Source organism: Burkholderia sp. YHN3-13 (assembly GCF_055810675.1).
In genome coordinates, this window is sequence record NZ_JBVVNQ010000020.1 from 75,848 (window position 1) to 98,571 (window position 22,724).

General features: G+C 64.9%; 23 protein-coding genes and 1 pseudogene. 17 read left to right on the forward strand and 7 right to left on the reverse strand.

The window, feature by feature from the left end; all coding sequences use genetic code 11:
• Positions 1 to 88 precede the first annotated feature (88 nt).
• From AC0KUR_RS31460 to AC0KUR_RS31505, 10 genes are all read left to right on the forward strand, one after another.
• Entirely contained in the window at positions 89 to 979 is an 891-nt protein-coding gene (locus AC0KUR_RS31460; protein ID WP_059562003.1) for an alpha/beta fold hydrolase, read from the forward strand.
• An 82-nt stretch (positions 980 to 1,061) separates the two neighbouring features.
• Positions 1,062 to 1,892 (forward strand): 3',5'-nucleoside bisphosphate phosphatase, encoded by an 831-nt coding sequence (locus tag AC0KUR_RS31465; RefSeq protein WP_034188921.1) that lies wholly within the window; start codon positions 1,062 to 1,064, stop codon positions 1,890 to 1,892.
• 69 nt (positions 1,893 to 1,961) lie between these two features.
• Positions 1,962 to 2,594: an L-threonylcarbamoyladenylate synthase gene (locus tag AC0KUR_RS31470; RefSeq protein WP_034188920.1), complete on the forward strand. Its 633-nt coding sequence runs from the start codon at positions 1,962 to 1,964 to the stop codon at positions 2,592 to 2,594.
• A gap of 47 nt (positions 2,595 to 2,641) precedes the next feature.
• Entirely contained in the window at positions 2,642 to 3,304 is a 663-nt protein-coding gene (locus AC0KUR_RS31475) for a site-2 protease family protein (RefSeq protein ID WP_034188919.1), read from the forward strand.
• 8 nt (positions 3,305 to 3,312) lie between these two features.
• Positions 3,313 to 4,515: a tryptophan--tRNA ligase gene (locus AC0KUR_RS31480; RefSeq protein WP_006487046.1), complete on the forward strand. Its 1,203-nt coding sequence runs from the start codon at positions 3,313 to 3,315 to the stop codon at positions 4,513 to 4,515.
• A gap of 8 nt (positions 4,516 to 4,523) precedes the next feature.
• Positions 4,524 to 5,126, forward strand: a complete 603-nt coding sequence (locus AC0KUR_RS31485; RefSeq protein WP_069706655.1) for a class I SAM-dependent methyltransferase — start codon at positions 4,524 to 4,526, stop codon at positions 5,124 to 5,126.
• 46 nt (positions 5,127 to 5,172) lie between these two features.
• Positions 5,173 to 6,075, forward strand: coding sequence for a 4-hydroxy-tetrahydrodipicolinate synthase (dapA, locus tag AC0KUR_RS31490; protein WP_034188917.1), 903 nt, complete (start codon positions 5,173 to 5,175; stop codon positions 6,073 to 6,075).
• Positions 6,076 to 6,186: 111 nt separating this feature from the next.
• A complete protein-coding gene (gene bamC, locus AC0KUR_RS31495; protein ID WP_034188916.1) occupies positions 6,187 to 7,332 on the forward strand; it encodes an outer membrane protein assembly factor BamC in 1,146 nt (381 codons plus the stop codon).
• A gap of 4 nt (positions 7,333 to 7,336) precedes the next feature.
• Positions 7,337 to 8,113 (forward strand): MBL fold metallo-hydrolase, encoded by a 777-nt coding sequence (locus AC0KUR_RS31500; protein ID WP_034188915.1) that lies wholly within the window; start codon positions 7,337 to 7,339, stop codon positions 8,111 to 8,113.
• A gap of 108 nt (positions 8,114 to 8,221) precedes the next feature.
• Positions 8,222 to 8,425: a hypothetical protein gene (locus AC0KUR_RS31505; protein ID WP_006487056.1), complete on the forward strand. Its 204-nt coding sequence runs from the start codon at positions 8,222 to 8,224 to the stop codon at positions 8,423 to 8,425.
• Here AC0KUR_RS31505 and AC0KUR_RS31510 read toward each other — a convergent pair.
• Positions 8,426 to 8,672, reverse strand: a pseudogene (locus AC0KUR_RS31510) (hypothetical protein).
• Between the two features lie 56 nt (positions 8,673 to 8,728).
• Positions 8,729 to 9,949, reverse strand: coding sequence for a cupin domain-containing protein (locus AC0KUR_RS31515; protein WP_124609699.1), 1,221 nt, complete (start codon positions 9,947 to 9,949; stop codon positions 8,729 to 8,731).
• Between the two features lie 32 nt (positions 9,950 to 9,981).
• Between AC0KUR_RS31515 and AC0KUR_RS31520 the strand changes: the two genes are divergently transcribed.
• Complete coding sequence (locus tag AC0KUR_RS31520) at positions 9,982 to 10,527, forward strand: FKBP-type peptidyl-prolyl cis-trans isomerase (RefSeq protein WP_034188913.1); 546 nt, start codon at positions 9,982 to 9,984, stop codon at positions 10,525 to 10,527.
• Here AC0KUR_RS31520 and AC0KUR_RS31525 read toward each other — a convergent pair.
• The gene (locus AC0KUR_RS31525) at positions 10,507 to 11,778 is read right to left on the reverse strand and encodes a hypothetical protein (protein ID WP_473376853.1); all 1,272 of its coding nucleotides are present in this window, start codon (positions 11,776 to 11,778) and stop codon (positions 10,507 to 10,509) included. The genes AC0KUR_RS31520 and AC0KUR_RS31525 overlap by 21 nt on opposite strands.
• On the reverse strand, positions 11,759 to 14,416 hold the full coding sequence (gene mutS / locus AC0KUR_RS31530; protein WP_473376854.1) for a DNA mismatch repair protein MutS: 2,658 nt from the start codon (positions 14,414 to 14,416) through the stop codon (positions 11,759 to 11,761). The genes AC0KUR_RS31525 and mutS overlap by 20 nt, the downstream gene beginning before the upstream one ends.
• A gap of 167 nt (positions 14,417 to 14,583) precedes the next feature.
• Between mutS and AC0KUR_RS31535 the strand changes: the two genes are divergently transcribed.
• The 5 genes from AC0KUR_RS31535 to AC0KUR_RS31555 all read left to right on the forward strand — a co-directional run bounded on the left by AC0KUR_RS31535 (position 14,584) and on the right by AC0KUR_RS31555 (position 18,024).
• Entirely contained in the window at positions 14,584 to 14,817 is a 234-nt protein-coding gene (locus AC0KUR_RS31535; RefSeq protein WP_049030215.1) for a hypothetical protein, read from the forward strand.
• 196 nt (positions 14,818 to 15,013) lie between these two features.
• On the forward strand, positions 15,014 to 15,316 hold the full coding sequence (locus tag AC0KUR_RS31540) for a hypothetical protein (protein ID WP_473376855.1): 303 nt from the start codon (positions 15,014 to 15,016) through the stop codon (positions 15,314 to 15,316).
• A 950-nt stretch (positions 15,317 to 16,266) separates the two neighbouring features.
• On the forward strand, positions 16,267 to 16,500 hold the full coding sequence (locus tag AC0KUR_RS31545; protein WP_069706659.1) for a hypothetical protein: 234 nt from the start codon (positions 16,267 to 16,269) through the stop codon (positions 16,498 to 16,500).
• A gap of 112 nt (positions 16,501 to 16,612) precedes the next feature.
• Positions 16,613 to 17,059, forward strand: coding sequence for a hypothetical protein (locus AC0KUR_RS31550; protein WP_124863497.1), 447 nt, complete (start codon positions 16,613 to 16,615; stop codon positions 17,057 to 17,059).
• A 386-nt stretch (positions 17,060 to 17,445) separates the two neighbouring features.
• Positions 17,446 to 18,024: a nucleotidyltransferase family protein gene (locus AC0KUR_RS31555; protein ID WP_124609714.1), complete on the forward strand. Its 579-nt coding sequence runs from the start codon at positions 17,446 to 17,448 to the stop codon at positions 18,022 to 18,024.
• Between the two features lie 64 nt (positions 18,025 to 18,088).
• On the opposite strand, the gene AC0KUR_RS31560 is transcribed toward AC0KUR_RS31555, so the two are convergent.
• Positions 18,089 to 18,625, reverse strand: a complete 537-nt coding sequence (locus tag AC0KUR_RS31560; protein ID WP_082744779.1) for a 2'-5' RNA ligase family protein — start codon at positions 18,623 to 18,625, stop codon at positions 18,089 to 18,091.
• 365 nt (positions 18,626 to 18,990) lie between these two features.
• On the opposite strand from AC0KUR_RS31560, the gene AC0KUR_RS31565 reads away from it, so the two are divergent.
• Positions 18,991 to 19,686 (forward strand): methyltransferase family protein, encoded by a 696-nt coding sequence (locus tag AC0KUR_RS31565; RefSeq protein ID WP_034188910.1) that lies wholly within the window; start codon positions 18,991 to 18,993, stop codon positions 19,684 to 19,686.
• 118 nt (positions 19,687 to 19,804) lie between these two features.
• On the opposite strand, the gene AC0KUR_RS31570 is transcribed toward AC0KUR_RS31565, so the two are convergent.
• Positions 19,805 to 21,427: an NAD(P)/FAD-dependent oxidoreductase gene (locus AC0KUR_RS31570; protein ID WP_034188909.1), complete on the reverse strand. Its 1,623-nt coding sequence runs from the start codon at positions 21,425 to 21,427 to the stop codon at positions 19,805 to 19,807.
• A gap of 317 nt (positions 21,428 to 21,744) precedes the next feature.
• On the reverse strand, positions 21,745 to 22,548 hold the full coding sequence (locus AC0KUR_RS31575; protein WP_034188908.1) for an inositol monophosphatase family protein: 804 nt from the start codon (positions 22,546 to 22,548) through the stop codon (positions 21,745 to 21,747).
• Between the last annotated feature and the right edge of the window lie 176 nt (positions 22,549 to 22,724).

Here is a 22,724-nt window from a genome sequence, read left to right on the forward strand (position 1 = left end):
GCCGCTAGAGCGCGGCCTCGATTGCGGGCCGCCGGAACGGAAGCGCCGCCGCTATAATCGAACGACCATTCTTTTTTTGGCGGCTGCCATGAGTGCCTCGAGTTCTGTTTCCGATTTCGTCACGGTGCGCGGCGTCCGGCTGCATGTGCGGCGCTGGGGCCGGCCCGATGCGCCGACGCTGTTCATGCTGCACGGCTGGATGGACGTCGCGGCGTCGTTCCAGTTCGTCGTCGATGCGTTCGCGGGCGACTGGCAGGTGATCGCGCCCGATGCGCGCGGCTTCGGGCTGTCCGACTGGCCGGTCGCCCGGCAGGGCGGCGGCCACTACTGGTTCCACGAATACCTGGGCGATCTCGATGCGCTCGTCGACCACTATGCGCCGGGCGGCGAAGTCAACCTGGTCGGCCACAGCATGGGTGCGAACGTCGTGTGCCTGTACGCCGGCGCTCGGCCGGAACGCGTGCGGCGCGTGGTCGACCTCGAAGGCTTCGGGCTCGCGCCCGCGCGTGCCGAGCAGGCGCCGCGCCGGTTGCGCGGCTGGCTGGACGAGCTGCGCGAGCCGCCCGCGTTGCGGCCCTACGCGTCCCTCGACGACGTGGCGGCGCGCCTGATCAAGACCAATCCGCGGCTCGCCCCGCGCCGGGCCGCATTCCTCGCCGAGCATTGGTCGACGCGCGGCGACGACGGTCTCTACCACCTGTTGGCCGACCCGGCGCACAAGATGCCGGGCCCGCTGCTGTACCGGCTCGACGAGGTGATGGCCACGTGGAAGCAGGTGCGCGCGAAGGTGCTGCACGTTGAAGCCGTCAACTCGCCGACGCTCGCGCACATCGCCGGCGACATCCCGCTGCCCGAGTTCAAGGCGCGCTTCGCCGCGTTCCCCGACTGGCGCGAAAAGCTCGTCGAGGACGCCGGTCACATGGTGCATCACGACCAGCCCGAGCAGGTCGCGGCGCTGATCGAGGCGTTCTGCGCGTAGGCGCGCGACGCCGGCGGCAGGGCAGGCGGGCGGCGCAATTGCCGCGTTGCAGTAGAATGAAGCCTTACCTGCCATACCGACAATGAACGCCGATCTCCACTGCCATTCCAATGTTTCCGACGGGTTGCTGTCGCCTGCCGACGTCGCGCGCCGCGCACATGCGGGCGGCGTGACCCTGTGGGCGCTGACCGACCACGATGAAATCGGCGGCCAGGCAGCGGCACGCAGCGAGGCGGAAGCGCTCGGCATGCGCTACCTGAGCGGTGTCGAGATTTCGGTCACGTGGGCGTCGCGCACCGTGCACATCGTCGGCCTGAACATCGATCCCGCGAACCCGGCGCTGGTCGACGGCCTGTACCGTACGCGCCACGGTCGTGCGGCCCGCGCGGTGGCGATCGGCGAGCAGCTTGCGACGCTCGGCATTCCCGGTGCATACGACGGCGCGCTGAAGTACGTGTCGAATCCCGACCTGATCTCGCGTACGCATTTCGCGCGCTTTCTCGTCGAGAACGGCCACGCCGAGTCGACGTCCGACGTGTTCGACCGCCTGCTCGGCGACGGCAAGCCCGGCTTCGTCCCGCATCGCTGGGCATCGCTGTCCGACGCGGTCGGCTGGATCCGCACGGCGGGCGGCGAAGCCGTGGTCGCGCATCCGGGCCGCTACCGGTACACGCCCGTCGAATTCGACGCCTTCTTCGGCGAGTTCATCGATCTGGGCGGCCGCGCGATCGAAGTCATCACGGGCAGCCATACGCCCGACCAGTACCGCGAATACGCGGACGTCGCGCGTCGCTTCGGCTTCGAAGTGTCGCGCGGCTCCGATTTCCATGCGCCGGGCGAGGGACGCGTCGAGCTCGGCAGCCTGCCGCCGTTGCCGTCCGACCTCACGCCGGTCTGGGAGCGCTGGCTCTGACGCCGGGCGGCCGAGCGCCGCCCGTGCCGCCGCCGTGCGTTGCCGATTCATCCCCCTTTACGTACCCCCATGTCCCAGTTCTTCAGGATTCATCCGGATAATCCGCAGCCGCGCCTGATCAAGCAGGCCGTGGAGATCATCAGCAAGGGCGGCGTGATCGCGATGCCGACCGATTCGAGCTATGCGCTCGCGTGCCATCTCGACGACAAGGATGCGGTCGAGCGCGTGCGCCGGATTCGCGGCCTCGACGAGAAGCAGCACCTGTCGCTGCTCGTGCGCGACCTGTCGGAGCTGGCCAACTTCGCGATGGTCGACAACCGCCAGTACCGGCAGATCAAGTCGGTGACGCCGGGCCCGTACGTGTTCATCCTGCAGGCGACCAAGGAAGTGCCGCGCCGGCTGTCGCATCCGTCGCGGAAGACGATCGGGCTGCGCGTGCCCGACCACGCGATCACGCTCGCGCTGCTGGAGTCGCTCGGCCAGCCGCTGCTCGGCACGACGCTGATCCTGCCGCCGGACGACGAGCCGCTCAACGATCCCGAGGAAATCCGCACGCGGCTCGAGAAACAGGTCGACCTCGTGATCGACGGCGGCGCCTGCCCGCGCGAACCGTCGACGGTGATCGACCTGACCGGCGACGCGCCGGAGCTCGTGCGTGCGGGGCGCGGCGCGCTGGAACCGTTCGGCCTCTCGGCCGCCTGAGCGAGTCGTTCAATTTTGCGCGAACGCGCTTGTTACAATAACGCGATATGGATGCTTCCCTGATACAGACCATCGCCGTCTACGCGCTGCCCGTGATCTTCGCGATCACGCTGCACGAGGCCGCGCACGGCTACGCCGCCCGCCTGCTCGGCGACAACACCGCCTACGTGATGGGGCGCGTGTCGTTCAACCCGATGCGCCACATCGATCCGCTCGGCACGATCGCGATCCCGCTCGTGATGTACTTCGTGACGGGCGGCGCGTTCCTGTTCGGCTATGCGAAGCCGGTGCCGGTTTCGTTCGGCAATCTGCGCAATCCGCGCTGGGGCAGCCTGTGGGTATCGCTCGCGGGTCCGGCCTGCAACTTCGTGCAGGCGCTGGTCTGGGGCCTGCTGACCCTCGTGCTGCCCGCCGTCGGCATCGACGAGCCGTTCTTCACGCGGATGGCGTTCGCCGGCGTCAGCGCGAACCTCGTGCTCGGCGTGCTGAACCTGTTTCCGCTGCCGCCGCTCGACGGCGGCCGTATCCTGGCGGCGCTGCTGCCGCCGAAGCAATCGATCGCGCTGTCGCGCATCGAGCCGTACGGTTTCATCATCGTCCTCGCGCTGGTCGCGACGGGCGTGCTGACGAACTTCTGGCTGCGCCCGCTCGTCAACGTCGGTTATGCCGTCCTGAGCGCCATCCTGTCCCCATTCGCCTCGCTTTTCTAACGACAATCATGTTCCCAGAACGTATTTTCTCCGGCATGCGACCTACCGGGTCGCTGCACCTCGGTCATTACCACGGCGTGCTGAAAAACTGGGTGAAGCTGCAGTCCGAGTACCCGTGTTTCTTCTGCGTCGTCGACTGGCATGCGCTGACGACGCACTACGAGACGCCCGAGGTCATCGAGAAGAACGTGTGGGACGTGCTGATCGACTGGCTCGCATCCGGCATCGATCCGGCGCAGGCGACGCTGTTCATCCAGAGCAAGGTGCCCGAGCACGCGGAACTCGCGCTGCTGCTCGGCATGAGCACGCCGCTCGGCTGGCTCGAACGCGTGCCGACCTACAAGGAGCAGATGGAGAAGCTGAAGGACAAGGACCTGTCCACCTACGGCTTCCTCGGCTACCCGGTGCTGATGGCGGCCGACATCCTGCTGTATCGCGGCTCGCTCGTGCCGGTCGGCGAGGATCAGGTGCCGCACGTCGAGATGACGCGCGAGATCGCGCGCCGCTTCAACTACCTGTACGGCCGCGAGCCCGGCTTCGAGGAGAAGGCGCTCGAAGCCGCGAAGAAGCTCGGCGGCAAGCGCGCGAAGCTCTATCACGAACTGCGCAACGCGTATCAGCAGGAGGGCGACGACGAGGCGCTCGAACAGGCGCGCGCGATGCTGCAGGAATCGCAGAGCCTGTCGATGAGCGACCGCGAGCGTCTGTTCGGCTATCTCGAGGGTGCGCGCAAGATCATCCTGGTCGAGCCGCAGGCGCTGCTGACCGAGGCATCGCGGATGCCGGGCCTCGACGGGCAGAAGATGTCGAAGTCGTACGGCAACACGATCGGCCTGCGCGAAGACGCCGAGACGATCACGAAGAAGGTCCGCACGATGCCGACCGACCCCGCGCGCGTGCGCCGCACCGATCCGGGCGATCCCGACAAGTGCCCGGTGTGGCAACTGCACCAGGTCTATACGGACGAAGCGACGCACGAGTGGGTGCAGAAGGGCTGCCGCTCGGCGGGCATCGGTTGCCTCGACTGCAAGCAGCCGGTCGTCGAGGGCATCCTGCGCGAACAGCAGCCGATGCTCGAGCGCGCGCAGAAGTACATGGACGATCCGTCGCTGCTGCGCGCGATCGTCGCGGACGGTTGCGACAAGGCACGCAAGTACGCGACGGAAACGATGCGCGACGTGCGCGACGCGATGGGCCTGTCGTACAACTGATCCGGCGCATGAGCGAATCCGTCATCGCCGCCGCGGGCGGCCACGTCGCCCAGGCCGAGCCGTCGCGCTGGGTCGCGCAATGGTCGCGGCTCGTGCCGGCCGGCGGCGCGGTGCTCGACGTCGCCGCGGGCGGCGGGCGCCATGCGCGCTGGTTCGCGTCGCGCGGGCATCCGGTCGTCGCGCTCGACCGCGATCCGGCCGCGCTGGCCGCGTTGCGGGCGATTCCCGGCGTCGATGCCCGTGCGGCCGATCTCGAAGGCGCGCCGTGGCCGCTGCCGGCCGGCGAGCGGTTTTCGGCCGTGCTTGTCACCCACTACCTGCATCGTCCGCTCTGGCCCCATCTGCTCGATGCGGTGGCGCCGGGCGGCGTGCTGATCTACGAAACCTTCGCGCAAGGAAACGAAACGGTCGGCAAACCGTCCAACCCCGCGTTCCTGCTCGCCCCGGGCGAGTTGCTGGACGCCGTGCACGGCCACCTGCGGGTGGTTGCGTACGAGGACGGTTTCGTCGCCGCGCCGCGCGAGGCGTTCGTCCAGCGTCTCAGCGCGGTGCGCGAGGGCGCGACCCCGAAGGCGGGGGCGGGAATTCCACGTTACGAACTGCCCGGCTAATCCGCTACAATCTCAACGTTTACCGGTACACATTCAATCGCGTTTCATGGCTAACGGCACCCAAGACGGCATTCAAATCCGCGGCAGCATCCCCGCGATCGTCACCCCGATGCTCGAAGACGGCAGTCTCGACCTGCCGGCGTTTCGCAAACTGATCGACTGGCACATCGCGGAAGGCACCGATGCGCTCGTCGTGGTCGGGACGAGCGGCGAGTCGGCAACGCTCAACGTCGAAGAGCACATCCTGATGATCCGCACGGCGGTCGAGCATGCGGCGAAGCGCATCCCGATCATCGCGGGCGCGGGCGGCAACTCGACCGCCGAGGCGATCGAGCTGACGAAGCACGCGAAGGCCGTCGGCGCGGACGCGACGCTGCAGGTCGTGCCGTACTACAACAAGCCGACGCAGGAAGGCATGTACCGCCATTTCCGGACGATCGCCGAAGCGGTCGACCTGCCGGTGATCCTGTACAACGTGCCGGGCCGCACGGTCGCCGACATGGCGAACGAGACGACGCTGCGCCTCGCGCAAGTGCCGGGCATCATCGGCGTGAAGGAAGCGACCGGCAACATCGATCGCGCCGCGCATCTGATCAAGGCCGCGCCGAAGCATTTCGCGATCTACAGCGGCGACGATCCGACCGCGATCGCGCTGATGCTGCTCGGCGGCCACGGCAATATCTCGGTGACGGCGAACGTCGCACCGCGTGCGATGAGCGATCTGTGCCGCGCGGCGCTGGCCGGCGACGTCCAGACGGCCCGCGCGCTGCACATGAAGCTGCTGTCGCTGCACAAGAACCTGTTCATCGAGGCGAACCCGATCCCCGTGAAGTGGGCGCTGCAGGCGATGGGCAAGATGCAGGGCGGCATCCGGCTGCCGCTCACGGCGCTCGACGAGCGCTGCCACGATGCCGTGCGTTCGGCCCTCGTCGAGGCCGGCGTCCTCTGATGCCGAGGCGGCCGCGTCCTGCGGCCGCCGGCTCGACCCCTGATCAACCCGCACCGGCCGGCTCCGTCCGGCGCCGCTCCTGACGAGCGTTCTAGCAAGACGAAGGATTTCATGAAACGTTTCGCCATTTCCTCTCGCGCCATCCAGCTGTCGGTGGTGGCGCTGGCGCTGGGCGCGCTCGCTGGCTGCGATACGCTGAACGATTACCTGGCCCCCGACCGGGTCAACTACAAGAACACCGGGTCGGCGCCGCCGCTGGCCGTGCCGAGCGACCTGAAGCCGGTGCCGACGACGCAGCAGTTCGTTGCGCCGCCGAGCAACGCCGGGCTCGGCACGCTGCCGCCGCGGGTCACGACGCAGGCCGGCAACGCGACCGACGGCATCCCGAGCGCGCAGGATCCGCTCGGCATGCACATCGAGCGCGACGGCGATCGCCGCTGGCTCGTCGTCGATGGCCGCACGCCGGAGCAGCTGTGGCCGATCCTGAAGGAGTTCTGGCAGGAGAACGGCTTCTCGCTGAAGACCGACGCGCCGTCGACCGGCATCATGGCCACCGACTGGGCCGAAAACCGCGCGAACATTCCGGACGACTGGTTCCGCCGCACGATCGGCAAGGTCATCGATTTCGCGTATTCGTCGGGCACACGCGACCGTTTCCGCACGCTCGTGAACCGTACGTCGGACGGCAACACCGACATCTCGATCACGCACAGCGCGATGGAGGAAATGATGGTCGGCCCGCAGGGCGGCACGTCGTCGCGCTGGGAAGAGCGTCCGCGCAACCCGGTGCTCGAAGCCGTGTTCCTGTCGAAGCTGATGCAGAAGTTCGGCCTGACCGACGCCCAGGCGAAGCAGCTGCTGACCGATGCGCGCCCCGCGACGGCGCCGGCGCAGGTCAGCGACACGAGCAGCGGCGCGGCGACGCTGCAATTGGCCGAGTCGTTCGATCGCGCGTGGCTGCGCGTGGGCCTGGCGCTCGACCGCACCAACTTCACGGTCGACAATCGCGACCGCGAGAAGGGCGTGTACACCGTGCGCTATGCGAATTCGATGGAAGAGCTCAAGCGTGACGGCCTGTTCGGCAAGCTGTTCTACGGCGGCCCGTCGGCGGCGAAGCCGGGCAAGGAATATCTCGTCAACGTGCGCGCGCAGGGCGCCGGCGGCACGCAGGTCGCGGTGGTCGGTGCGAACGGCCAGATCGACAACTCGTCGGACGCGCAGCGGATCATCTCGCTGCTGCACGCTCAGCTGAACTGAGCGCGTGCGATTCGCCAGCCTCGGAAGCGGCAGCGAAGGCAATGCGCTGGTCGTCGAGGCCTCGAGCGGCACGACGACCACCCGCGTGCTGCTCGACTGCGGCTTTTCCGCCAAGGAGGTCGAGCGCCGGCTCGGCCGACTGAATCTCGCCATCGACGATCTCGATGCGATTCTCATCACCCACGAACATAGCGACCACGTCGGCAGCGCGCTGACGCTCGCCCGCCGTGCGTCGCTGCCGCTCTACATGAGCTGGGGCACCGCGCGCGCGGTGGGCGCGGACGAGGCCGATGTCGATCTCCACGTGCTGTGGGGCGACGAGACGGCCCCGATCCGTGATCTGGCCGTGATGCCCTATACGGTCCCCCACGATGCGCGGGAGCCGCTCCAGTTCGTCTTCATGGACGGCTGCAGCCGGCTCGGCGTGCTGACGGACGTCGGGATGGCCACGCCGCACATTACGGCCGTCCTGAGCGGCTGTGACGCGCTGGTGCTCGAATCCAACCACGATACCGCGATGCTGGCCGCGAGCCGCTATCCGCAATCGCTGAAGGCGCGGATCGGCGGCAACCATGGCCACCTGAGCAACGACGCGGCGGCCGACATTCTCGCGTCGCTCGAGCGCAGCCGCCTCCAGCACCTGGTCGCGGCTCACCTGAGCCAGCAGAACAACCTGCCGGAACTGGCCCGCCGGGCGTTTGGCGGCGTGCTGGGGACGGACGGAGAGGACGTGATCGTGGCCTCGCAGGACGCGGGCTTCGACTGGCTGATGCTCGGATGAGCAGGGCAGGGCAGGGCCGCTGCTGCGGCCCTGTGCGGCTGCCGGGCGCGGTGTTCGGAAACGGCAGACGTAAAAAAACCGGCCCTCGGGCCGGTTTTTTTTCAGCTGATGCTGAAGGCTTACTGGCTTGCGCCCGAAGCCGGAGCAGCCGTCGCTGCCGAAGCAGCCGACGCCACTGCAGCAGCAGCGTCGCTCGCAGCAGCCGTTGCCGACGAAGCAGCAGCCGAAGCGTCGCTCGCAGCACCAGCAACTGCCGAAGCAGCCGACGAAGCAGCAGCAGCCGCGTCGCTTGCAGCCGACGAAGCAGCTTGATCAGCGCTCTTGTTGCAAGCAGCCAGTGCAACAGCAGCCAACAGGGAAGCTACGAGGAGGGATTTCTTCATGATCACGTCCTTTTATGGTTAAAGGTAAGCAACAGCGCGAAACAATACCGGTAATGTGCTCCAACACCGACCTGGGCCGCTGGTGGAGATGCACTTCTTAGAGCGTGAATCTTCCCTACGGCTTGGGCGGAAATTATATGCACTTTCCTATCGACCGTCGACAAATGCGGGGTCAATACGTTGTCTTTCCCATACAGAATTTGATCTGTACGGGCATACGGGGCGACTCACACTAATTCCGGCTTCCGACCCGTATCCAGCCCGCACAATACCACTCGTGCAACAAGGCTGTCATCGAGGGAACCCGGGATAGTGTTACAAACCGTTTCGCCTCCATCTGGCGTTGATTGGCCAGTTCGGGCAGCCATTCATCGGCCTGCTCGAGCGGTCCTTCCTCGCCATTAATGAAGTACGAGCGCGCGTTATACATCAATGCGGCCCTTCTGTCGAGACACACGCCACGCCGTGACGCTTGCGTGACGAACGCGGACTCGGACAACGGGCGCGCCGGCGGGTCGAAGACGACGTTCGGCTTGGGCTCGCTCAGGTAGCAACCGAGGAATTCGGCGACGTCGCGCTTGCGCCAGCGGATCGCGTCGACGATCTCGGCGACACGCTCGACCATCGCCGGAGGCAATTGCGCGGGCGTGTCGACGGCCGGTTGCTTCGGGTCGCGGTAGAGGTCGTCGCCGCCCCCGTCGCGCAGGCCGCCGCGCTCCGCGAGATAGTACAGGAACTGGGCGCCCAGTTCGCCGGCGGACGGGGCCCGGAAGCCGATCGAGCAGGTCATGCACTCGCCTTCGGCGACGCCGTCGTGCGCGATGTGCGGCGGCAGGTAGAGCATGTCGCCGGGCTCCAGCACCCATTCGTCGCTCGGCTCGAAGTTTTCGAGGATCTTCAGCGGCACGTCCGGTTGCAGCGACAGATCCTTCTGCGCGCCGACGCGCCAGCGGCGCCGGCCTTCGACCTGCAGCAGGAAGACGTCGTATGAATCGAAATGCGGGCCGACGCCGCCGCCGTCCGTCGCATACGAGATCATCAGGTCGTCCAGCCGCGCGTCGGGGATGAAGCGGAAGCGGTCGAGCAGCGCGCGCGCCGCGTCGACGTGCAGGTCGAGCCCCTGCACGAGCAGGGTCCATGCCTTGCGCGTGACGGCCGGCAGCGAGCCCGGTTCGAACGGGCCGTGCGACAGTTGCCACTTGTTACGAAAATGGGTGATGAGTCGCGATTCCGCGTCATAGTCGGCGGCGAGCTCGAACAGCGCGTCGCGCGAGACCGGTGAAGCGACGCCGGGGATCGCCTGGCGGATCAGCAGCGGCTTCTTCTGCCAGTAGCCGCGCATGAATTGCGCCGGCGTAAGACCGCCGAGCAGCGGTGTGGGAAGATCGGAAGGCGGCGCGCCGAGCGGGGCGGCAGCGGCATCCCGCGGTTCGGCTTGAGACCGGTTGCGCATCGTATAATGACAGTTGTATTTGGGAGAATTGGATGAAAATCGCAAAAAACACCGTCGTGTCGGTCACTTACAAGCTGTCGGATGCACAGGGCAATCTGATCGAGGAAAGCGACGAGCCGATGGTCTATCTGCACGGCGGCTATGATGGCACGTTCCCCAAGATCGAGGAACAGCTCGACGGCCACGAGCCGGGTTACGAGGCGCAGGTGCAGCTCGAGCCGCAGGACGCGTTCGGCGACTACGATCCGGAACTCGTGAAGGTCGAGCCGCGCGATCGTTTTCCCGAGCCGCTCGAAGTGGGCATGCAGTTCGAAGGCACGCCGGAAGACGGCGACGAGGAAGTCGACTCGCTGATCTATACGGTCACCGACATCGCCGAAGACAAGGTCGTGCTCGACGGCAATCACCCGCTGGCCGGCATGGCGCTGCGTTTCGCGCTGACCGTGAAGGACGTTCGCGAAGCCACCGAAGACGAAATCGAACATGAGCACGCGCATGGCGCCGAAGGGCTCGAGATCGTCGACGAGGACGAAGACGAAGACGGCGAAGCGCCGTCGTCAGGGCGTACCCTGCACTGAGCTTGCAGGCAGGCCGGGCGCCGGCCCCGATGCAGGGGGCGGCGCCGGCCACGACGCGCCGCCCGGAGCGGCGCCGTCACCCTGCAGCGGCGGCGCGACCGACGACGAGTCGGGCAGTGCCGGCAGCGCGGGGATTTCCGGCATCTGCGGCAGCGGCACGTCGTCATGCGGCACGAGCGGCAGCGTGGGCGGCACCGGCAGGTTCTTCGGCACCTCCTGCAGGCTGACGTTGAAGATCGTCTGCCGCGATGGCGACACGCTTACCTTGACCCACTGATTCGCCGGATGGCGTGGTCCGATCGCGACGCGCGTCACGTTTCCTATCAGCTCCCCGTCGTCGGCACGCAGCGGCCGGTCGATCAGGAAACCGTTCGCCAGCGGTTCGCCGCTCGCGTGCATCACCAGTATCGGGCCGCGGAACGTCGCCGCTGCCTTCACCAGCGTACGTTTCAGTTCACGGAAGCCGTCGCGTACGCGCGGCCGGTTGAAACGCAGCCACGCAAAGCGTTCCGCGCGTTCGTAGCGTTCGAACTGCGGATCGCCTTCAAAAATCACCACCATCGCGCGCGCTTCGCGCCGCTTCGCGTATTCGGCCGCGTGGTCGATCCAGAAACCGTTCGCGATGATGCGATCCTCGAATTCGCCGTTGCGGCCGCCGGCCGTCAGGTAATGGTTGTTCGGTGCCGGTGCGTTGAGCGCGACGTAGACGATGTCGTCGCGCATCCAGCGGGCATTCTCGCGATATGGCCGGAACCGTGCGACTTCGCTCTCCCGCGTGATCTGCAGCGCGCCGGGGTCGGGCAATGCCGCATCGGCGAGCAGCGTCTGCCGCAGGAAGTCGAGCCGCTCGACCGGATCGTAACCGCCGCCGGCTGCCGTATTGCACGTCAACCAGTCGTCGTGGCCGGGAATGAACACGAGCGGCATGCGTGCCGAATCCAGGATCGCGCCGCGCTGCGAATACAGCGCGTCGCGGCACGCTTCCTTCGAACCCTTGAGATCGCCCGCATAGACGACGAAAGCGAGGTTGCGTTCGCGCGCGATCGCATCGAGCAGCCGCTGGGCGGACGGTTCGTCCGCCGGGCCGTTGATGACGCCCGACACGACCGCGAACGAGTAGGGCGCGGCGGTGCGCTTCGGCGGTGCAGCCTGCGCGCCGGCCTGCACGAGCACGAGTACCGCCGCGACGAGCGCGGCGGCCGCGCGAGCCGGCAGGCCCGGCGAGACGCGTTCAAGCGTGGCCGTCGGCATCGTGCGACCGGACCAGCGTGCGCAGTTCGTACAGCAGGTCGAGCGCCTCGCGCGGCTTGAGATCGTCGGGATCGATGTCGCGCAGCTTGTCGAGCGCCGGATGCGTCGTGTCCGGCAACGCCGGCGCATCCGCGCATTCGAGATCGTCGATGACCGCCTGCGGCGCGCTGAACAGGTCGAGTTGCGGCGTGTGCTGCGATGCCGACTGCTGTTCGAGATACGCGAGGTGCTTGCGTGCGGCGCGGATCACCGGGGCCGGGACGCCGGCGAGCTGCGCGACCTGCAGGCCGTAGCTCTGGTTCGCCGGGCCTTCGTTGACCGCGTGCAGGAACACGATGCCGTGGCCGTGTTCGACGGCCGACAGGTGGACGTTGGCCGCTTGCGGGAATTCGGCCGGCAACTGGGTCAGCTCGAAGTAGTGTGTCGCGAACAGCGTGTAGCACGCGTTGTGCGCGAGCAGATGGCGGGCGATCGCCCACGCGAGTGCGAGGCCGTCGAACGTCGACGTGCCGCGCCCGATCTCGTCCATCAGCACGAGGCTTTGCGGTGTCGCATCGTTGAGGATGGCCGCGGCTTCGGTCATCTCGACCATGAACGTCGAACGGCCGCCCGCGAGATCGTCGGCTGCGCCGATGCGCGTGAAGATCCGGTCGATCGGGCCGAAGCACGCCGACTTCGCCGGCACGTAGCTGCCGACGTAAGCCATCAGCGCGATCAGCGCGGTCTGCCGCATGAACGTCGATTTACCGCCCATGTTCGGGCCGGTGATCAGCAGCAGCTTGCGCTCGGGCCCGAACCGGCAGTCGTTCGCGATGAACTGCTCGACCTGCGCTTCGACGACCGGGTGGCGCCCCTGTTCGATGTCGATGCCGATCTCGTCGGTGAAGGTGGGCGCGACCCAGTCGAGTGCGCGTGCACGTTCGGCGAAGGCGGCGAGCAGGTCGAGCTCGGCGAGTGCCGACGCGACGCGCTGGCATTCGGGGATGAACGGCAGCAGTGCCTGCAGCACCGAGTCGTACAGCGCGCGCTCGCGCGCGAGCGCGCGTTCCTGCGCGGACAACGCCTTGTCCTCGAAGGTTTTCAGTTCGGGCGTGATGTAGCGCTCGGCGTTCTTCAGCGTCTGGCGGCGGCGGTAATCGTCGGGCACCTTGTCCGTCTGGCCGCGCGTGACCTCGATGTAGAAGCCGTGCACCTTGTTGTATTCGACGCGCAGGTTCGCGATGCCGGTGCGCGCGCGTTCGCGCGCTTCGAGGTCGATCAGGAACTGCCCGCAGTTCTCCGAGATGTCGCGCAGTTCGTCGAGTTCCGCGTCGTAGCCGCGCGCGATCACGCCGCCGTCGCGCACCATCGCGGCAGGCTCGGGCGCAATCGCGCTGGTGAGCAGGTCGAGGCATTCCGCGGGCGGTGCGAGCGCCGCGTCGACGCGCGTGAGCGCATCGGCATTCGCGACGATCGCGCTGATGCGCTCGCGCAGTGCCGGCAGCGCGGCGAACGTATCGCGCAGGCTCGACAGGTCGCGCGGGCGCGCGGACAGCAGCGCGAGCCGCCCGGTGATCCGTTCGACGTCGGCGATCTGGCGCAGCGCGCCGCGCAGCGCGTCGAGGCTCGCGTTCGCCGGCGCATCGAGCAGCGCGCCGATTGCCTGCTGGCGCGATTGCGCGGCGACCGACGCGCGCGGCGGGTGATGCAGCCAGTGACGCAGCAGGCGGCTGCCCATCGTCGTGCAGCAGGTGTCGAGCAGCGAATACAGCGTCGGCGATTCGGTGCCGCGCAGCGTCTCGGTCAGTTCGAGGTTGCGGCGCGTGGCCGGATCGAGTCCGATGTATTCGGTTTCGTTCTCGACCTTCAGGCTGCGCACGTGCCGCAACTGCTGGCCTTGCGTGGCTGCCGCATAGAGCAGCAGCGCGCCGGCTGCGCCGCACGCGCTCGTCAGTGAATGCGCGCCGAATCCGTCGAGGCTCGCGACGTCGAGCTGGTCGCACAGGCGCTGCGTGCCCGATGCGATGTCGAAGTGCCAGGCCGGCACGCGCTTGCTCGCGCCGGCACTTGCGGGCACGGCGTCGGTCGCACCGTCCGGCGTCAGGATTTCGGCCGGCCGGATGCGCTCGAGCGCGGCTGCGAGCTGATCGGGTTCGATTTCGGCGAGCCGCAGCGCGCCGCTGGCGAGGTTCAGCCAGGCGAGGCCGACATTGACCGCGACGCCGCGCTTGTTGTGGCCCGTGCACATCGCGAGCAGGTACACGTCGTTCTTGTCGGACAGCAGCGCGGCATCGGTCAGCGTGCCGGGCGTGACGACACGCACGACCTTGCGCTCGACGGGCCCCTTCGATGTGGCAGGGTCGCCGATCTGCTCGCAGATCGCGACCGATTCGCCCATCTTCACGAGCTTCGCCAGATACTGTTCGACCGCGTGATGCGGCACGCCGGCCATCTTGATCGGCGTGCCGGCCGACGCGCCGCGCTGCGTGAGGGTCAGGTCGAGCAGGCGTGCGGCCTTTTCCGCGTCCTCGAAGAACAGCTCGTAGAAGTCGCCCATCCGGTAGAAGACGAGTGTGTCGGGATGATCGGCCTTGATGCGCAGGTACTGCTGCATCATCGGAGTATGGCCGGCGAAGGCTTCGGGCGACAGCGTGGTCATAGGTCAGGCGGGAAGTTGTTGCTTGGGTTGCCCGAGTTTACCAGTCGCGTCCACGTGCACGCGCGAAGTTCGCCGTTTGGCCAGGTGCGGGGGAAAGCAAGCGGCTGCGAGCGGCAAGTTCAACGGTCTATCATGGGGCGATATCTGCAGATCGTGACGGGACACATATGACGCACGCCTTGTATGAATTGCTTAGTGACCTCGACGATCGCCGCCTCTTTTATACATTGGGCCGGCATCGCCCAGACACCATCCTGATCTCGATAACTGTGCCAGGTGAGCGTATCGAGATCGACGTGTTCGACGATGGGCACCTGGAGATGTCCCGCTTTTCCGGGGATGAGAGTGTAATTGATGACCATCAAGTGATTTTGAGGGCTATCGAGGAGGCGTCCAAGTGACAGGGGGCGCCGTTTGGTCAGTTGCTCGGGATCGATGCGACGAATGTTTCCGCCCCAGCTTCTGGGCTTCGAGTGGCGGGAATGACCCTCCACGTAGTGCTAACCCCAACACGCCGTTTGTAGTCGACAGGTCTAGATTATGACTATACGGGCGCTGCCTCGGGCGCCGGTCCAGTGCGTGGTCGTGAGGCTCGTCGTGACTGTAAAGATCAAAGAAATGTCGAGGCGTGCCAAACCGATACTACATGTCACTGGCATGCTCGCCGTTATCAACTTCTTCGCTTTCTGGTGCGCCGCTGTCTACTTGGGCGGTGACGCCCTGAACGGTTATGTGCGCGATCTGCACTACTTTGTTTGCGCACATGGCTCATGCCATGAGGTCACCCACTCGATCTGGAAGTACAGCTATTGGCATGCGACATCTGCTTTAGCAGGTATCGCACTGATATTCATCGAGATCGCGATTCTTATAAATTCCGAAGGCATCGTTATTGACTGATGCGTAGCGGTCTACCGGCCGAACCCCAAAAGAGTTGGCGTGGGTCGTAGCGTAGCTTTGTGTAGAGCCTTGTCAGATGAGTCGCAGGTACTGCTGCATCATTGGAGTGACGGGTGCAGGTGCTGCGGTGGGTTGGGTGCTCATGTGACCGGGAAAAGTTGCTTTGCCTGCCCGAGTTTATCAGCGGACCGGACGCGCCTGCGCGAAGTTCACCGTTTGGCCAGTTGCGGGCGTTGAGAATTGGCAGCGAGCGGGGCGTGGACTTCGCGCTGCGCGTCACAACCTGCAACGTAGTATTTACCCATGCACGTCCGTTGCGGGGGACAGTCTAGACTGTGACTGCATGGCTTCGGTGATTGCTCGGAAAACATCAGGAGGCGATGGGTGCGGTTCTACCGCTTGTAGACTGCTGCAAGCGGTCATCCGTAGCCTCACTAGAGCGGGGGGCGGCAATGCGACTGCGTACAAGGGCGACGCTTTTCTACTTGGCAGCCATAGCGATACCACTTGGCGTTGCCGCACCTCTTGCTATTTTTCTCCCAGCATCAACCAAAGCATTGGCGGCGATCGTTGCGCTTGTAATTGCAATGTTTTTTTCTGTGGCTCAGCTTGCTGTTCTAGTCTGCCCGCATTGTCAATCACTTGCCATTCGTACGCCACGTGGTATCTGGACTCCCTGGGTTGGTTCAAAGTGCCGCTATTGCCATAAGACATACTAGACGCGTCGATGCTGCCCGAGTTTATCAGCGGCCCGCACGCGATCGATTGAAGTTCGCCACCCGGCCAGTTGTCGGCGATGGCGAGCGGTAGCTACCCGAGTTTACCAGTGGGCCGGACGGGATCGGTCGAAGTTCGCCATCCGGCCAGGTGCTAGGGAAGGCGGGTGGCTGCTATCGGCAAGTTCAACGGTCTATCATGGGGCGATATCTGCTGCCTGTGACGGGGGACATATGTCGCACGCCTTGTACGAATTGCTTAGAGACCTCGACAAACGCCGCCTCTTTTATGCATTGGGCCGGCATCGCCCAGACACCATTCCGATTTCCATAACTGTGCCAGGCGAGCGTATCGAGATCGACGTGTTCGACGATGGACATATGGAAATGTCCCGCTTTTCCGGAGATGAGAGTGTAATTGACGACCAGCAAATAATTTTGAAGGCTATCGAGGAAGCGTCCGAGTGAAAGGGGGGCGACAACGCGCAACGCGACCACTTCCCGTTGGTCGACTCTGCTAGATCGCCTAGATTATGACTGTTTGGGTTCGTCGATCGCCAGGGACGCATCAGGGGGCGGTGTGCTTCTTGAAATTATCAATCACGGTTCAGTGAGGCTACAAATGAGACCAGAGTCACGCGCAAATGCTTACGCGATCATGGGCCTGGGATCTACCTTGCTGGGTAGCTATGCATTGGAGCGCGCTATTGCGTACTTTGGCATCACTGGTGATTCAGTAGGAGGAATAGCGTTTGGGGGCGCGGGTATTTGTTTATTCGTTGTCGCGGTTGCCCACTTCTACATGGCAATTGGATACAGATTTGGTCGCCTTGAAGCAGTCGAAGGAAGCCCGGAAAGTGCGACCCTGAAAGCAGAGGTGGGTGTTGTTGCTAAGGCGGTTAAAATTCGTTTCTTGCGAAGGCCGGATGCTAGAAATTCGATTTCAGAACAAGGCACTCGCTACATCTTCTTCATCGGTAATGGCCGGCCGTGGGTTTGTCCAGAATCTAGATTCTTGATGGACTGAGCTAATGGCTTCTCAAAACAGCAGGCGTAAGTCTTGGCGTAGGTCTTTTCGCCGACCCGCGTCAGATAAGGCGCAGGTACTGCTGCATCATCGGAGTATGGCCGGCGAAGGCTTCGGGCGACAGCGTGGTCATAGGTCAGGCGGGAAGTTGTTGCTTGGGTTGCCCGAGTTTACCAGTCGAGTCCGCGTGCACGCGCGAAGTTCGCCGTTTGGCCAGGTGCGGGCGAGGGAGCGTGGCAGATCACGTGTCCGAATAGTTGGACGATGACGCTCGGATGGGACGACAATCGTCCGGAAGGGTGGGCAAGTTGATTGCCGATTTCCGCTATTGGATCTTGCGCTGTTTGGCCGGCAGTCAACGCGTCGTCAATGGAGAAAAAGCGCCCATGTCAGCAGTCGACTTGGAAGCACGTCTCACGAGTATCGTGCGCCAATCGGAATGGTTCTGGGCGGCACTCGTCGCCACGCGTAGCCTGAAGCTCACCTCATGGTGTATTGGGGCAGGAGCGGTACGCAACCTGGTGTGGGATGAACTGCACGCGTTTCGGACGCCGTCTGCGCTATCGGACATCGATGTTGCTTACTTTGACTCGACCGATTTCTCCGCCGCACGGGACGCGCGCTTCAAGCTTCGTTTGACCGACATGCTTCCCGGTGTGCGCTGGGAGGTAACCAATCAGGCCGCCGTTCACCTCTGGTTCGAGCGAACCTTTGGCCATCCAGTTTCACCATTGGGTTCGCTGGAGGAGTCAGTCGCGTCGTGGCCCGAATTTGCGACCTCGGTCGGGGTCGTGCTTCGTGATGACGACTCGGTCGACGTTATTGCGCCTCATGGGCTGGACGATCTTTTTTCAATGGTCATTCGGCGCAACCCACGGCGAGTGAGTGTCGAGACATATCGAAAGCGTGTAGCGGAAAAGCAATACCGAAAGCGCTGGCCTCGAGTTGTCATCGTACCTTGCTGATTATCCGAGGCGTACCGGTGTCACTGGCGCGTTCAATAGTGTTGCGGGCGTGGTGGGGCTGGGCCTATCGGCTCCGCACGTTGATTGCGGGAAGTTCGAATACATGCATCTGTTTCCAGCGTCCTGAGGTGTTTTCAAGCAAAGACACGGAACTACACCGCGTTCGAATCGGCGCAAGCATGCGCAGACGTTCTTCCAGCGCGATGGCTGCGGAATTTGCGGTTGCGGCGTCACCGTGCGCGACAGTCAGATGCGGAATCGTGCCATCGTGTACGCCGCCGTACGGACGATATCCGGGAAAGCGTTCGACTAAGGCAGTTGTCAGTGCGACGAACGGCTCGGCAGGGTCGGGGGTGAGATAGGTGGTGGTCGGAAACCGACCAATCTGCGTCAACGAAAAATCGAACGATGGCACAAAGCTCAACGCGCTTTCGGATTGTCGTATTACGGTCGACGTAATTTCGTCGGGTGACATGAAAGGGAACAGAAGCGTGATATGTGGCGGGACGCCCAGGCTTGCAGAAGCATCGAAGCGCCGCCGCAGGTCGGCGACTGCAGGTTCGGCTGCGGAAACTTCGACGACAAACGCTGTCGTGACCATACTGCGATCCTCTTTTGGCGGCCGCCGCATTGCGGCAATACGGTAGGAATGCGGTGGCGTAGCTTGCAGCGTAACCTTCCGATCAGAGCCTTAACAGTGCGGATAATCAGGCCCCCATTTCATCGAAGATACCAGCCACCCGTTACCGGAGACTGCAGGCGATTTCGTCCGCCGAAGAGTGCCGCAAACTGTGAAACGTTTGGCACGCCACCTGCTCCAGTGACTCGGCCGTTTTAATCGCCTGTTCTCTCGGGACTTACACCAATCAACCTCTCTAAACTGAAACTTAGACAAGTTTCAATGAGGGGAGCGTGCTAGTCTGAAACGGCAATATATAAAAACGCAATGAGTTACGGGGCACAACCATGAAGCAGGCCATACAGGACGCGGGGGGCGCGTGCGCGCAGAATACCCTGGTGCCGCACGTTACGGCGGTCGCGGATGAGTCGGAGCGGATCAACTGGATCGAGCTTTGCGCTCGCGTGGCGTCGGTCACCGTGCTGGGCGTATTTGCCTATCTGATCTATATACCGTGGCGATCGGACCCGAGCCGGATCACGCTGATCCTGCTGCTGGTTTCCGCGGTACTGACCGTCGGCATGTCGGCTTTTGCGAAACTGCCGAAACAGCGCGACTGGCATCCCGTCGCGGTGTGCTTTTCTCTGGGCGGCTCGTTCTACTGCCTGACCTATCAGCTGACCGCCAGTACCCAACTGATTCCGGAGTGGGCGGGGGGCACTTGGCAAATTATCGGGATCGCGTGGCAGCTGTTCGCCAAACTGTCGCTCGGGCGCTCGTTCGGCTTGCTGCCGGCGAATCGCGGGGTCGTCTCGACCGGCGCGTACCGGTTCATGCGGCACCCGATCTACACCGGTTATCTGTTGTCCGAAATCGGCTTCCTGCTGGCTAACTTCAGCACCCGAAACCTGGTCACGATCGGTGTCTGGATGCTGTTGCAGATCGGCCGAATCAGCATGGAAGAACGGGTGCTGTCGGAAGACGCCGATTATCGCGCGTACAAGGCGACAGTCCGGTACCGGCTGATTCCGGGCGTGTTTTGACGGGAATGCGGAAAGCGCGCAATGGCCGAGCGTCGACGAAGCGCACCCGTGCGGCAGACATGAAAAAAGTCGGCGCGCTCAGGTCACGGACCTTCGCGCGCCGACCCCTTCCGGCCTGTCAGGACGTGTGCCCCGACGTCATGCTGAGTGCGACCGCCTGCGCGACTTCGATGCCGTCGATGGCGGCCGAATAGATGCCGCCCGCATATCCGGCGCCTTCGCCGGCCGGATACAGGCCTTCGACGTTCATGCTCTGGTAGTCGTCCTTGCGTCGAATCCGGATCGGTGAAGACGTGCGTGTCTCCACGCCGGTCAGCACGGCGTCGTGCATCGCGAAGCCGGCGATCTTCTTGTCGATCTCGGGCAGGGCTTCACGGATGGCTTCGATCACGTAGTCCGGCAGCGCGGTGCTGAGGTCGGTCGGATTCACGCCGGGCTTGTACGACGGCTCCACGGAACCCAGCGAGGTCGACGGCCGGCCCGCGATGAAATCGCCGACCAGCTGGCCCGGCGCGCGGTAGTCGCCGCCGCCGAGTTCGAACGCGCGTTCCTCCCATTTGCGCTGGAACGCGATGCCCGCCAGCGGGCCGCCGGGATAGTCGTCCGGCGTGATGCCGACGACGATGCCGGCGTTCGCATTGCGCTCGGCGCGCGAATACTGGCTCATCCCGTTGGTGACGACGCGGCCCGGCTCGGAGGTCGCCGCGACCACCGTGCCGCCCGGGCACATGCAGAAGCTGTAGACGGCCCGGCCGTTACTGCAGTGATGGACCACCTTGTAGTCGGCCGCGCCGAGCTGCTTGTGGCCCGCAAACTTGCCGAAGCGGCTGCGGTCGATCAGCCCCTGCGGATGTTCGATCCGGAAACCCAGCGAGAACGGCTTCGCCTCGATATGGACGCCGCGATCGTGCAGCATCTGGAACGTGTCGCGCGCGCTGTGGCCGACGGCCAGCACGACATGGTCGCACCGGAGCGTTTCGCCGTTCGACAGCTTGAGCGAGCGCACCTTGCCCTGGTCGATCTCGATGTCGTCGACCCGTGTTTCGAAACGCACTTCGCCACCGAGTTCGTGGATGGACGCGCGCATCTTTTCCACCATGCTGACGAGGCGGAACGTGCCGATGTGCGGCCGGCTCAGGTACAGGATGTCTTCCGGCGCGCCGGCCTTGACGAACTCGTCCAGCACCTTGCGGCCATAGTGGTGGGGATCCTTGATCTGGCTGTACAGCTTGCCGTCGGAAAAGGTCCCGGCGCCGCCTTCGCCGAACTGCACGTTGGATTCGGGGTTGAGCACGCTCTTGCGCCACAGGCCGAAGGTGTCCTTGGTGCGCTCGCGCACGGCCTTGCCGCGTTCGAGGATGATGGGGCGGAAGCCCATCTGCGCGAGGATCAGGCCTGCGAACAGGCCGCACGGCCCCATGCCGATGACGACCGGGCGCAGGAAATCGGCGCGCTCGGGCGCCTTCGCGACGAAGTGGTAGGCCATGTCGGGCGTCACGCCGCAATGCGGCTTGCCGGCGATGCGCTCGAGCGCGGCCGCTTCGTCCTTGACCTCGAGATCGACGATATACGTGAGCTTGATGTCCGAACGCTTGCGCGCATCGTGCGCGCGACGGAACACGGTGTAACGGAGGAGCGCGTCCGCCGCCACGCCGAGCTCGGCGAGGCGCGCGCGAATCGCGGCCTCGAGCGCGCTTTCGGGGTGGTCGAGGGGGAGTTTGATTTCGCTTAGCCGTAACATGGGGACTCGGATGCGATTGCCACGGCGCCGTGGCGATGTTGATACAGGTGGGGCCGGCATGCCGATGACGGCGTTGTTCGCCGCGCGCGCCTGCCGGGCGCAAACCATTCGTTGTCGTTACGGGCAAGCGGTGCGAGCGGCAGCGCGCCGACCCGTCCGGACAACTCGGGCAACTTCAGGATAGGCGCACGAAGCACGCCTTGCGCACGGAAGATTACCGCGCCTCCCTGGTGACCGGGAGGCGGACGGCACGCGATCCTGGCGATGCCCGCGAGCGTTTGCGCGAAAGCCGCGCCATGCGGGCGCGGCCCGGGCGTTTATTCCGCTGCCGGATGCAAGCGGCTGTAGCGGTTGAGGATCGGGATCATCTGCGCGTAGATCTTCGGGTTTGCCGCGACGATCTCATGGCGATGCAGGAAATCGGCGTCGCCCGTGTAGTTGCCGACGAGGCCGCCGGCCTCGGTGATCAGCAGGCTGCCCGCCGCCATGTCCCACACGTTGATGCCCTGCTCGAAGAACGCGTCGAGGCGGCCGGCCGCGACGTTCGCGAGATCGAGTGCCGCCGCGCCCGGGCGGCGCAGGCCCGTGCAGGCCTGCGTCATTTCGGTGAAGAGGCGTGCGTATGCGTCGAGGCCGTCCTTCTCGCGGAACGGGAAGCCGGTGCCGACCAGGGCGTCCGCCAGGCGGTCGCGGCGGCCGACGCGGATGCGGCGATCGTTCAGGTACGCGCCGCGGCCGCGCGTGGCCGTGAACAGGTCGTTCTTGTTCGGATCGTAGACGACGGCCTGCGTGACGACGCCCTTGTGCTCGAGCGCGATCGACACGCAGTAGTACGGAAAGCCGTGGATGAAGTTGGTCGTGCCGTCGAGCGGATCGATGATCCACTTGAATTCGGATTCGTTGTCGGATTCGCCCGATTCTTCCGCGAGGATCGCGTGATCGGGGTAGGCGGTCTTCAGCGTCTCGATGATCGCCTCTTCGGCGGCCTTGTCCACTTCGGTGACGAAGTCGTTCTGCTGCTTCTTGCGGATCTCGATCAGGTCGAGATCGAGGGACGCGCGGTTGATGATCTGTCCGGCGCGGCGCGCAGCCTTGACAGCGATGTTGAGCATGGGATGCATGGGCCTGGATCCTGTAGCCGGCGGCACGGGCCGCCACGAAGTGGAACAACCGCCCGGAACGGCGCAAGCATGCCGGGCGAGGTGAGACGCGAATTGACAAAGAGCGGGGTACGACCCGCGCCGCACGGTGTGCGACGCGTAAAGGCATGATTTTACCCGATTTTTGACGGTTTCAG

What these genes read in the sequence shown, in the direction of transcription:
- AC0KUR_RS31460 (WP_059562003.1), top strand. Translation starts at nt 89, where the DNA reads ATGAGTGCCTCGAGTTCTGTTTCCGATTTCGTCACGGTGCGCGGCGTC.
- AC0KUR_RS31465 (WP_034188921.1), top strand. Translation starts at nt 1,062, where the DNA reads ATGAACGCCGATCTCCACTGCCATTCCAATGTTTCCGACGGGTTGCTG.
- AC0KUR_RS31470 (WP_034188920.1), top strand. Translation starts at nt 1,962, where the DNA reads ATGTCCCAGTTCTTCAGGATTCATCCGGATAATCCGCAGCCGCGCCTG.
- AC0KUR_RS31475 (WP_034188919.1), top strand. Translation starts at nt 2,642, where the DNA reads ATGGATGCTTCCCTGATACAGACCATCGCCGTCTACGCGCTGCCCGTG.
- AC0KUR_RS31480 (WP_006487046.1), top strand. Translation starts at nt 3,313, where the DNA reads ATGTTCCCAGAACGTATTTTCTCCGGCATGCGACCTACCGGGTCGCTG.
- AC0KUR_RS31485 (WP_069706655.1), top strand. Translation starts at nt 4,524, where the DNA reads ATGAGCGAATCCGTCATCGCCGCCGCGGGCGGCCACGTCGCCCAGGCC.
- dapA (WP_034188917.1), top strand. Translation starts at nt 5,173, where the DNA reads ATGGCTAACGGCACCCAAGACGGCATTCAAATCCGCGGCAGCATCCCC.
- bamC (WP_034188916.1), top strand. Translation starts at nt 6,187, where the DNA reads ATGAAACGTTTCGCCATTTCCTCTCGCGCCATCCAGCTGTCGGTGGTG.
- AC0KUR_RS31505 (WP_006487056.1), top strand. Translation starts at nt 8,222, where the DNA reads ATGCTGAAGGCTTACTGGCTTGCGCCCGAAGCCGGAGCAGCCGTCGCT.
- AC0KUR_RS31515 (WP_124609699.1), bottom strand. Translation starts at nt 9,949, where the DNA reads ATGCGCAACCGGTCTCAAGCCGAACCGCGGGATGCCGCTGCCGCCCCG.
- AC0KUR_RS31520 (WP_034188913.1), top strand. Translation starts at nt 9,982, where the DNA reads ATGAAAATCGCAAAAAACACCGTCGTGTCGGTCACTTACAAGCTGTCG.
- AC0KUR_RS31525 (WP_473376853.1), bottom strand. Translation starts at nt 11,778, where the DNA reads ATGCCGACGGCCACGCTTGAACGCGTCTCGCCGGGCCTGCCGGCTCGC.
- mutS (WP_473376854.1), bottom strand. Translation starts at nt 14,416, where the DNA reads ATGACCACGCTGTCGCCCGAAGCCTTCGCCGGCCATACTCCGATGATG.
- AC0KUR_RS31535 (WP_049030215.1), top strand. Translation starts at nt 14,584, where the DNA reads ATGACGCACGCCTTGTATGAATTGCTTAGTGACCTCGACGATCGCCGC.
- AC0KUR_RS31545 (WP_069706659.1), top strand. Translation starts at nt 16,267, where the DNA reads ATGTCGCACGCCTTGTACGAATTGCTTAGAGACCTCGACAAACGCCGC.
- AC0KUR_RS31555 (WP_124609714.1), top strand. Translation starts at nt 17,446, where the DNA reads ATGTCAGCAGTCGACTTGGAAGCACGTCTCACGAGTATCGTGCGCCAA.
- AC0KUR_RS31560 (WP_082744779.1), bottom strand. Translation starts at nt 18,625, where the DNA reads ATGGTCACGACAGCGTTTGTCGTCGAAGTTTCCGCAGCCGAACCTGCA.
- AC0KUR_RS31565 (WP_034188910.1), top strand. Translation starts at nt 18,991, where the DNA reads ATGAAGCAGGCCATACAGGACGCGGGGGGCGCGTGCGCGCAGAATACC.
- AC0KUR_RS31570 (WP_034188909.1), bottom strand. Translation starts at nt 21,427, where the DNA reads ATGTTACGGCTAAGCGAAATCAAACTCCCCCTCGACCACCCCGAAAGC.
- AC0KUR_RS31575 (WP_034188908.1), bottom strand. Translation starts at nt 22,548, where the DNA reads ATGCATCCCATGCTCAACATCGCTGTCAAGGCTGCGCGCCGCGCCGGA.